Genomic DNA, 10,027 nt, shown 5'->3' with positions numbered 1-10,027 from the left:
ACTGAATCAGCTGCACAAGAATCAGCTGAAGGAGAAGTTCAAGAAAAACACTATGAAGCGACAGCTCCAACTTTAGTTAAATTAGATGGCAAAGCTTACTATTTAATATCTCTTAAAGATGCTGCTGGTTTGGTCAAATCTTATGCCATTGTTGATGCTGAGGATTATCAACAAGTAACGGTTGATAATGATATTGAGACCTTGATTGCTAAGTTCGCAGATTCTGATACGTCAGCTCTTTCTGGTGTTGCAAGTACTTCTGGCAAGGCAGATAAAAAAGTGAAGGAAATTACAGGTGTTGTTGATAAATTGGCTAGCCAAATGATTTCTGGCTCAACGGTTTATTACATTTCTTCATCAGGAGAGATTTATAAAGTTAAGGCAACAACTGATACCACAGACCAATTGCCTTTTCTTAGTATTGGTGATCACTTCAAAGGTGAGTTGCAAGATGATAATTTCTTAACTAAGTTTGAGATTACTAATGAAAAATAAGAGATAAAGGCTGAGATGAAATTCTCAGCTTTTTCTCGTGTGATTCATCATTTAACCTATAATCAGTTATAAATTTATGTTATAATTAGGTGTTATCAATAAGGGAGTTTCATTAGCTCCTATTTGAAAGGAAAGAAAATGACTAGTAAACAACCATTTTACATTACAACACCAATTTACTACCCATCAGGTAAGCTTCACATTGGTTCAGCTTATACAACAATCGCTTGTGACGTTTTAGCACGTTACAAACGTATGATGAACTATGATGTTTTTTATTTGACAGGGCTTGACGAACATGGTCAAAAAATCCAACAAAAAGCTGAAGAAGCAGGTATCACACCACAAGCTTACGTTGATGGTATGGCTGCTGATGTTAAAAAACTTTGGAAAATGCTTGATATCTCATATGATAAATTCATCCGTACAACTGATGATTACCACGAAAAAGTTGTTGCCGAAGTTTTTGAAAAATTGTTGGCACAAGATGATATTTATTTAGGTGAGTATTCTGGTTGGTACTCAGTTTCAGATGAAGAATTCTTTACAGAAAGCCAATTGGAAGAAGTTTTCCGTGATGAAAATGGTAAAGTCATCGGTGGTATTGCTCCTTCTGGACACGAAGTTGAATGGGTTTCTGAAGAATCTTACTTCCTACGTCTTGGAAAATACGCTGATCGCTTGGTAGAATTCTTCCACGCACACCCAGACTTCATTCAACCTGATGGTCGTATGAACGAAATCATTAAAAACTTCATCGAACCAGGTCTTGAAGATTTGGCTGTCAGCCGTACATCATTTACATGGGGTGTTAAAGTCCCTTCAAATCCTAAACACGTTGTTTACGTATGGATTGATGCTCTTCTTAACTATGCAACAGCTCTTGGTTATGGTCAAGAAGACCACGCAAACTTTGATAAATTCTGGAATGGAACAGTCTTCCACATGGTTGGTAAAGATATCCTTCGTTTCCACTCAATTTACTGGCCAATTATGTTGATGATGCTTGACATGAAATTGCCTGAACGCTTGATTGCCCACGGTTGGTTTGTCATGAAAGACGGTAAAATGTCTAAATCTAAAGGTAATGTGGTTTACCCTGAAATGTTGGTTGAACGTTTCGGTCTTGACCCACTTCGTTATTACCTCATGCGTTCACTTCCAGTTGGTTCAGACGGTACATTTACACCAGAAGATTACGTTGGACGTATTAACTATGAATTAGCCAACGACCTTGGTAACCTTCTTAACCGTACAGTTGCCATGATTAACAAATACTTCGGTGGTGACGTGCCTGCTTACGTTGAAAACGTCACAGAATTTGATGCTGATTTAGCTGCGCTTGTAGCAGAAAAAATCGCTGAATATCATAAACAAATGAACGCTGTTGACTATCCACGCGCCCTTGATGCTGTATGGAGCATTATTTCACGTACAAACAAATACATCGATGAAACAGCTCCTTGGGTGCTTGCTAAAGATGAAGCGAAACGTGATGAATTGGCAGCAGTAATGGCTCACTTGGCAGCTAGCCTTCGTGTGGTAGCTCACCTTATTCAACCATTTATGATGACAACATCAAATGCAATCATGGAACAACTTGGTCTTGGAAATAACTTCGACCTTGAAAATCTTACATTAGCTGGTTTCCCAGAAGGTGTTAAAGTTGTTGCCAAAGGAACACCAATCTTCCCACGTCTTGATATGGAAGCTGAAATTGATTACATCAAAGCTAACATGGGCGCTGGCGCAGTCGTTGCAGAAGAAAAAGAATGGGATCCAACTGAAGTAGAACTTAAAAACGAAAAGAAAGCTATCAAATTTGATGACTTTGACAAAGTTGAAATTCGTGTTGCTGAAGTCAAAGAAGTTTCTAAAGTTGAAGGTTCTGAAAAACTTCTTAAATTCCGTCTTGATGCTGGTGACGGAGAAGATCGTCAAATCCTTTCAGGAATTGCGAAATTCTATCCAAATGAACGAGAATTAGTTGGTAAAAAATTGCAAATCGTTGCAAACTTGAAACCACGTAAAATGATGGGACTTGTCAGCCAAGGTATGATTCTTTCAGCTGAACATGATGGAAACTTAACTGTCTTAACAGTTGATCCAAGCGTACCAAACGGTAGCCAAATCGGTTAATTGTTGTCAGCATAGATAATAAAAATACTCAGTATCTAAGACTAATTTAGTTTGTAGATACTGGGTATTTATGTTGCTCTTAAATGAAAGGAAAATTGAAAAGATAATGGAAATTCTGAAAATAAATCATTAATTTTCAATTAAGTTTTATTTGATATTTTTGGAGCGTAAAAAATAGAATTTTTTAGAATCGAGATTTAATAAAATGACGTTAAAAATATTATCGAGAGATGATTATCAACAAATCACACTCTCATTTAAAGAACGTTCATTCATGCAATCAGTCGAAATGGCTGATTTGCTTGAAAAGCGTGGCTTTGATATTACTTTTTTAGGTTTAGAAGCTGATGGAGCCATTCAAGTAGCAGGTGTTTTGTATAGCATGCCAATGACCGGTGGGCTTCATATGGAAATTAATTCTGGACCAGCTTCAACAGACACCGCTTATATTTCAGAGTTTTATAGAGAATTAAAGGCTTATGCCAAGGTAAATGGTGCTTTTGAACTTATCGTTAAACCTTATGATACTTATCAAAGTTTTGATAGTCACGGAAAGCCAAATGATGATGAAAGACCAGAATTAATTACTTGTCTGACTGAGCTTGGTTATCATTTTGATGGGCTTCAAACAGGTTATCCTGGTGGTGATCCCGATTGACATTATGTGAAGGACTTGACAGGACTAGCACCAGAGACTTTGAAAAAATCCTTTAGTAAAAAAGGTCGTCCGCTAGTCAATAAAACCAATTCATTTGGTATTAAAGTACGACGTTTGAAACGTGATGAGCTTCATATTTTTAAAGCCATTACCGCATCAACATCGGCTAGACGCGAATACACGGATAAACCTTTAGATTATTATGAAGCTTTTTACGATAGTTTTGGTGAGAATTGTGAGTTCATGATTGCAACACTTAATTTCCAAGATTATCTTAAAAATCTTCAGGACAGCTATGATAAGATTGCTGCTGAATTAGCTGTTTTAAATCAAAAAATCGCTGACGGCGTCAACTCAGCCAAAGTCAACAAACAAAAGGCACAATTGGATAAGCAAATTGCAACTTTTGAAGTCCGAATCAATGAAGCTAAAGAATTAATTGCAACACATGGTTCAGAAGATGTCGTGTTAGCAGGTAGCCTCTTTGTCTACACACCGCAAGAAGCTGTTTATCTTTTTAGTGGTTCATATACTGAATTTAACAAATTCTATGCTCCTGTTGCACTTCAAGAACACGTGATGACAGAAGCTTTGAAACGAGGAATTAATTTCTATACTTTCCTTGGTATTCAAGGAATTTTTGATGGTAGTGACGGTGTGTTACGTTTCAAACAAAACTTCAATGGCTACATTGTCCGCAAGATGGGAACTTTCCGCTACTATCCACGACCAATGCTGCATAAAATCATTGCAATTGCTAAGAAAATTTTAAGACGATAACCAAACGAGCCTTAGAGCTCGTTTTTTGGTATACTAGTGGTATTAATTATCAAGGAGAGAAAAATGACTTTTGAAGAAATTTTGCCTGGTTTGAAGGCTAGGAAAAAATATGTACGTACTGGTTGGGGTGGTGCTGAAAATTACGTTCAGCTTTTTGACAGCATCGAGCAAAATGGTGTGGCACTTCCAGTGACACCATACTTCCTTATCAATGTGTCAGGTGAGGGCGAAGGTTTTTCAATGTGGTCACCAACACCTTGCGATGTCCTAGCTACTGATTGGGTCGAAGTAAATGACTAAGGTACTTATCACAGGTGTCAGTTCAGGTATTGGACTTGCGCAAGCACGACTTTTTTTAGAAAATGGCTGTGCGGTATACGGCGTTGATAAATCACAAGCGCCTGAGATTCAAAATGAAAACTTTCATTTCCTACAGTTAGATTTGACGACGGATTTAGCTGCGCTCTACGATTTTGTATCTGACGTGGATATCTTGTGTAACACCGCTGGAATTCTCGACGCTTACAAACCTCTACTTGAGGTATCAGACGATGAATTAGAACGCGTGTTTCAGACTAATTTCTTTGCGACGGTTAAAATCACTCGTTATTATTTAGCTAAAATGGTTGAAAGACAATCAGGTATTATCATTAACATGTGTTCGATTGCTTCATTTATTGCAGGTGGGGGCGGAGCAGCTTACACAGCTAGTAAGCATGCACTTGCAGGTTTCACGCGTCAGCTTGCACTTGACTATGCTAAAGACAAGATTCAAGTGTTTGGTATCGCACCAGGTGCGGTTAAGACAGCCATGACAGCTAGCGATTTTGAACCAGGTGGCTTAGCTGATTGGGTAGCTCAAGAAACACCAATCGGGCGTTGGAGCAATCCTGAGGAAATCGCTGATTTGACAGGATTTTTAGCCTCAGGAAAAGCCACATCTATGCAAGGCGAAATCGTTAAAATTGATGGCGGCTGGAGTTTGAAGTAGAGGCATAAAAAGGAGGCTTCAAAATGAAGAGGAGAAAACCATAGTGGAAATTTCTGTCAAACGGATTGTAAGAAGAAGTAAGACAGAAAAGGAGAGAACCATGAACGCACAAGAACTATGGAATAAATACAAGCAAATCAATCCTTCAATTGGTGATGCTATTGATGCTTGGCAATTTGGGGCAGAAGCCGATTTATTAGCTCAATTAGTCTTAGAAGGGACAAAAACAGCTACTGCTTCGGCTTATGATTTGTATGCAGTTGACAATGATCCGCTACCTGAAGTTGGTTCCTATGATGTGGTATTAGACAGCAAAGGCCAAGCGGTTTGTATTATTCAGATTAAAAAAGTTTCTGTGGTACCATTTGATGAGGTTTCTGCAGAACACGCATTTAAAGAAGGAGAAGGCGATAAGTCACTTGCTTATTGGCGAGCTGTTCATAAAGATTTTTTCAAGCCTTATTATGACGAGTTTGGTTTAACCTTTAATGGAGAAAGTCTAATCGTTTTGGAAGAATTTGAAGTTGTTTATCCCACATTATAGTATGACAATTACTTGTTATAGTATCAGTGTATTAAGTGAAGTTATGCTAAACTTTGCTTAGAAGACCTATAGGAGGAACTCCATGAAATTAGCTATTTTGGGAACAGGAAAAATTGTTGATGAAGTGTTACCTGTTTTAAAGGAAATTAATGGTATTGACTTAGTCGCTATTTTATCGACACCACGTAGCCTTACAAAGGCCCAAGAATTAGCAGAAGTTTATGCTATTAATCAAGCAAGTAGTGATTACGATAGCATTTTGACAAATCCAGAAGTTGACACAGTTTATGTTGCTCTTCCTAATCATTTGCATTATGACTATGCTAAAAAGGCTTTGCTTGCTGGCAAGCACGTTATCTGTGAAAAGCCATTTACGTTAACATTAGCGGAATTTGAAGACTTGGCAAATATTGCAGAGCAAAAAAATCGCATTTTGCTAGAAGCAATCACCAACCAATATCTAGGAAATTTTGCTTCGATTAAGGCAAATCTTGCAAAACTAGGGGATATTAAAATTGTTGAGTGTAACTATTCTCAATATTCTTCACGCTACGATGCCTTCAAACGAGGAGAAATTGCACCAGCTTTTGACCCTAAAAAAGGTGGCGGAGCTCTTCGTGATTTGAACATCTATAACATTCACTTAGTCGTTGGTTTATTTGGCAAACCTGAGAAAGTATTTTATTTACCAAACATAGAACGTGATGTGGATACGTCAGGTGTCTTAGTTATGGATTATGGCAAGTTTAAAGCAGTTTGTATTGGTGCTAAAGATTGTAGTGCAGATATTAAATCAACCATTCAGGGAGATAAAGGCTCAATCGCTGTCTTAGGTGCGACAAATACCTTACCAGAATTAGCCCTTACCTTGAATAATCAAAATATGACAATGATTAATGAAAATTCACTTAACCACCGTATGCATGATGAATTTGTAGCTTTCCAAGCAATCATCGAACATGAAGATATGACTGCGACTAAACTAGCACTTGATCATAGCCGTTTGGTGATGGAAGTTTTGGACCAAGCTGTCAATAGCTTGTAATCTATAAAAATAAGCCTATTACTTATAATTGTGATATAATGGAGTAGCTTGTGTAAGTTGATGAAAGAGTCTATCTTTGATTAACTTGCAAATCTACTCTATTTTTTTAAGGAATTATAGTCATGTCAAATTATGCAATTATTTTAGCAGCTGGTAAAGGAACACGTATGAAGTCAGACCTTCCTAAGGTTCTTCATAAAGTTTCAGGAATTACAATGTTAGAACATGTTTTCCGTGCTGTATCAGCCTTGAATCCAGAAAAAAATGTGACAGTTATTGGTCATAAAGCCGAAATGGTTCGTGAAGTTTTAGCTGACAAATCAGAATTTGTCATGCAAACAGAACAACTTGGTACTGGTCACGCTGTCATGATGGCAGAAGATGAATTAGCTGGTCTTGAAGGTCAAACACTTGTTATTGCTGGTGATACACCACTTATTACAGGTGAAAGTTTGAAAGAATTGATTGAGTTTCACGTTAGCCACAAAAATGTTGCTACTATTTTAACAGCAACAGCTGAAAATCCATTTGGCTACGGACGTATTATCCGCAACGAAAATGGTGAAGTGCTTAAAATTGTTGAACAAAAAGATGCTTCAGAGTTTGAACGTCAAGTCAAAGAAATCAACACAGGAACTTATGTCTTTGATAACAAACGTCTTTTTGAAGCTCTTAAAAACATCAATACTAATAACGCTCAAGGTGAGTACTATTTGACTGATGTGATTTCAATTTTCCGTAATAGTGGCGAAAAAGTTGGAGCATATGTTCTTCATGATTTTGATGAAAGTCTTGGTGTTAATGATCGTGTGGCACTTTCAACTGCTGAAGATATCATGCGTCGCCGTATCAATAAAAAACACATGGTTAACGGTGTAACTTTCCAAAATCCAGCAGCAACTTACATTGATGTTGATGTTGAGATTGCTCCAGATGTTTTGATTGAAGCTAACGTTACCCTCAAAGGAAATACAAAAATCGGAGCTGGTTCTGTTTTGACAAACGGTAGCTATCTTGTTGATGCAACAGTTGGTGAAAATGTTGTGATTACAAACTCAATGATTGAAAAATCAGAAGTTAAAGATGGTGTTACAATTGGTCCATTTGCTCACGTTCGTCCAGATTCAACACTTGAAGAAAATGTTCACGTTGGTAACTTTGTTGAAGTGAAATCATCTACAGTTGGTAAAGGAACAAAAGCTGGTCACTTGACTTACATTGGAAATACAATAACTGGTCATGATGTTAACTTCGGAGCTGGTACTATCATTGCTAACTACGATGGACAACACAAGTTCAATACAACTATTGGAAATAATGTTTTTGTTGGAAGTAATTCAACAATCATTTCTCCAGTAACTTTGGGTGATAATGCTTTGACAGCAGCAGGTTCAACAATTTATCAAGATGTTGAAAAAGATGCTCTTGCTATCGGACGTGGTCGTCAAGTTAACAAAGCAGGTTACGCACTTAACAAACCACACCACCCAAACAATAAGAAAAAATAATTTTTTGTGCTAAATCAAGGCATGATGAAAAGAGGATTGGACAATTTTTAGTTCACCCTCTTTTTATATTTTTTAGAAAAATTAAGTAGATTTCATAGATATTTCATGACTTTAAGCGTATTGGAATAGCAATTCTGAATACTTTGTAGTAAAATTTAATGTGGAAATATTTTTAGGGAGATTGCTTAGTATGGATTTTGAAGAAAAAACGCTCAAGCGAACTGAGATTTTTGATGGGCATGTTATTAAAGTTGTTGTCGATGATGTTGAATTACCAAATAATCTTGGACAAGCAAAACGTGAATTGATTTTTCACCGTGGAGCGGTAGCTGTTCTAGCTGTAACTGATGATAATAAAATTATTTTGGTGAAGCAATATCGTAAGGCAATTGAAAAAGTTTCTTATGAAATCCCTGCAGGTAAACTCGAAATTGGCGAAAATGGCTCTGAAGAAGATGCCGCTGCGCGTGAATTAGAAGAGGAAACAGGATATTCTGGCGACTTAAAACAAATTCATGAGTTTTATACTGCCATTGGTTTTTGCAATGAAAAAATTAAGCTTTATCAAGCTACTCATTTGCAAAAAGTACCAAATCCACGACCACAAGATGATGATGAAGTTTTAGAGATTCTTGAATTAAGCTACCAAGAGTGTATGGATTTGGTTAAATCTGGAGCAATCGAAGATGCTAAAACAATCATAGCCCTTCAATATTATGCTCTGCATTTTGGAGGATAAAAAATGGGTAGACCACTTTTAACAGACGAAATTATCGAACGTGCTAACCGTGGTGAAATCTTTTATGATGATTATTTAGAAGATGATGAAGAAACGAAGGTTATCCGAACTGACCGTTATGATACCTTGAGTACCTATGAATCTTATGATTATGATAATCGTGATGAATCAGAGGGTGTATTGAACAGATGGAGAGACCGTAAAAAAGACGATCAGCATGTTTATAAAAGTCGTCGTATTGAAAATGCGAAGCGCAGTAAATTTCAACGAAAACTTAATCTGATTATGTTTATTGTTGTTGTTTTATTGATCGCACTCTTTTTCGCAGTATTTAATCTATAATAACTAGAAGGAGAAGCAGGAGCGGTAAATCATATGGCTCCTGTATTGTCGAGATGAGAATTGGAATTATTGCAGCAATGGAACAAGAATTAAAACTTCTTGTTGAAAATCTAGATAACAAAGCTGAGCATGATGTTTTAGGAAATACTTACTACGAAGGTGACCTAGGAAATCATCAAGTTGTTCTTGTTCAATCAGGTATTGGTAAAGTCATGTCAGCAATGTCAGTTGCTATTCTTGCAGATCACTTTGGAGTTGATGCTGTTATTAATACAGGATCAGCTGGTGCAGTAGCACATGACTTGAATATTGGCGATGTGGTGGTTGCAGACAAATTGGTTTACCATGATGTTGATGTAACAGCTTTTGGTTATGATTATGGTCAAATGGCAGGTCAACCACTTTATTTTGAATCAGATAAATCATTCGTTGATACTTTTGATCAAGTGTTAAACGAAGCAAATGTTGCTAGCAAAATTGGTTTGATTGCTACTGGTGATTCATTTATTGCTGGTCAAGATAAAATTGACGCGATTAAAGCAGCTTTCCCAGAAGTTCAAGCTGTTGAAATGGAAGGAGCAGCCATTGCTCAAGCAGCTCACAATCTGCACAAACCATTCATCGTTGTTCGTGCGATGTCTGATACAGCTGCACATGATGCCAACATTACTTTTGATGAATTCATCTTAGAAGCTGGTAAAAAATCAGCTAAGATTTTGATGGAATTTCTTGAAAAATTAGCTTAATAAAAATCCTGAGGCAACATATCTCAGGATTTTTTGTATG

The 10,027-nt window shown here is 37.0% G+C and carries 9 protein-coding genes and 2 pseudogenes; all 11 read left to right on the top strand.

Annotation, left to right across the window (positions count from 1 at the left end; translation table 11 throughout):
- A pseudogene (locus B4D49_RS04970) lies at nt 1-495 on the top strand (hypothetical protein); the annotation flags it as partial.
- 138 nt (nt 496-633) lie between these two features.
- Complete coding sequence (gene metG / locus B4D49_RS04965; RefSeq protein ID WP_286783426.1) at nt 634-2,634, top strand: methionine--tRNA ligase; 2,001 nt, start codon at nt 634-636, stop codon at nt 2,632-2,634.
- 205 nt (nt 2,635-2,839) lie between these two features.
- A pseudogene (locus tag B4D49_RS04960) lies at nt 2,840-4,072 on the top strand (aminoacyltransferase).
- Nucleotides 4,073-4,135: 63 nt separating this feature from the next.
- Nucleotides 4,136-4,372, top strand: coding sequence for a DUF2829 domain-containing protein (locus B4D49_RS04955; RefSeq protein ID WP_132869717.1), 237 nt, complete (start codon nt 4,136-4,138; stop codon nt 4,370-4,372).
- Nucleotides 4,365-5,063 (top strand): 3-oxoacyl-ACP reductase, encoded by a 699-nt coding sequence (locus B4D49_RS04950; protein ID WP_286783425.1) that lies wholly within the window; start codon nt 4,365-4,367, stop codon nt 5,061-5,063. The genes B4D49_RS04955 and B4D49_RS04950 overlap by 8 nt, the downstream gene beginning before the upstream one ends.
- A 100-nt stretch (nt 5,064-5,163) precedes the next feature.
- Nucleotides 5,164-5,607 carry an ASCH domain-containing protein gene (locus B4D49_RS04945; protein WP_286783424.1) on the top strand — a complete coding sequence of 148 codons (444 nt, stop codon included), beginning with the start codon at nt 5,164-5,166 and terminating at the stop codon, nt 5,605-5,607.
- An 82-nt stretch (nt 5,608-5,689) separates the two neighbouring features.
- A complete protein-coding gene (locus tag B4D49_RS04940; RefSeq protein ID WP_286783423.1) occupies nt 5,690-6,652 on the top strand; it encodes a Gfo/Idh/MocA family protein in 963 nt (320 codons plus the stop codon).
- A gap of 122 nt (nt 6,653-6,774) precedes the next feature.
- Complete coding sequence (glmU, locus tag B4D49_RS04935; RefSeq protein ID WP_286783422.1) at nt 6,775-8,160, top strand: bifunctional UDP-N-acetylglucosamine diphosphorylase/glucosamine-1-phosphate N-acetyltransferase GlmU; 1,386 nt, start codon at nt 6,775-6,777, stop codon at nt 8,158-8,160.
- Nucleotides 8,161-8,350: 190 nt separating this feature from the next.
- Nucleotides 8,351-8,899 (top strand): NUDIX hydrolase, encoded by a 549-nt coding sequence (locus B4D49_RS04930; RefSeq protein ID WP_132870034.1) that lies wholly within the window; start codon nt 8,351-8,353, stop codon nt 8,897-8,899.
- 3 nt (nt 8,900-8,902) lie between these two features.
- Nucleotides 8,903-9,241 carry a cell wall synthase accessory phosphoprotein MacP gene (macP, locus tag B4D49_RS04925; protein ID WP_286783421.1) on the top strand — a complete coding sequence of 113 codons (339 nt, stop codon included), beginning with the start codon at nt 8,903-8,905 and terminating at the stop codon, nt 9,239-9,241.
- 53 nt (nt 9,242-9,294) lie between these two features.
- Nucleotides 9,295-9,987 (top strand): 5'-methylthioadenosine/adenosylhomocysteine nucleosidase, encoded by a 693-nt coding sequence (locus tag B4D49_RS04920; protein WP_286783420.1) that lies wholly within the window; start codon nt 9,295-9,297, stop codon nt 9,985-9,987.
- The last annotated feature ends 40 nt before the right edge of the window (nt 9,988-10,027 follow it).

It is taken from the genome of Streptococcus sp. UBA4344, assembly GCF_002393675.1.
Lineage (GTDB): Bacteria > Bacillota > Bacilli > Lactobacillales > Streptococcaceae > Streptococcus > Streptococcus vicugnae.
The sequence above is the reverse complement of the archived record's forward strand: the minus strand, read 5'-3'. Positions and strand labels throughout refer to the sequence as shown.

Bases quoted from the DNA above. Each gene is read 5' to 3' on its own strand.
- B4D49_RS04945 (WP_286783424.1), top strand. From the start codon at position 5,164: ATGAACGCACAAGAACTATGGAATAAATACAAGCAAATCAATCCTTCA.
- B4D49_RS04955 (WP_132869717.1), top strand. From the start codon at position 4,136: ATGACTTTTGAAGAAATTTTGCCTGGTTTGAAGGCTAGGAAAAAATAT.
- B4D49_RS04950 (WP_286783425.1), top strand. From the start codon at position 4,365: ATGACTAAGGTACTTATCACAGGTGTCAGTTCAGGTATTGGACTTGCG.
- B4D49_RS04930 (WP_132870034.1), top strand. From the start codon at position 8,351: ATGGATTTTGAAGAAAAAACGCTCAAGCGAACTGAGATTTTTGATGGG.
- B4D49_RS04920 (WP_286783420.1), top strand. From the start codon at position 9,295: ATGAGAATTGGAATTATTGCAGCAATGGAACAAGAATTAAAACTTCTT.
- macP (WP_286783421.1), top strand. From the start codon at position 8,903: ATGGGTAGACCACTTTTAACAGACGAAATTATCGAACGTGCTAACCGT.
- metG (WP_286783426.1), top strand. From the start codon at position 634: ATGACTAGTAAACAACCATTTTACATTACAACACCAATTTACTACCCA.
- B4D49_RS04940 (WP_286783423.1), top strand. From the start codon at position 5,690: ATGAAATTAGCTATTTTGGGAACAGGAAAAATTGTTGATGAAGTGTTA.
- glmU (WP_286783422.1), top strand. From the start codon at position 6,775: ATGTCAAATTATGCAATTATTTTAGCAGCTGGTAAAGGAACACGTATG.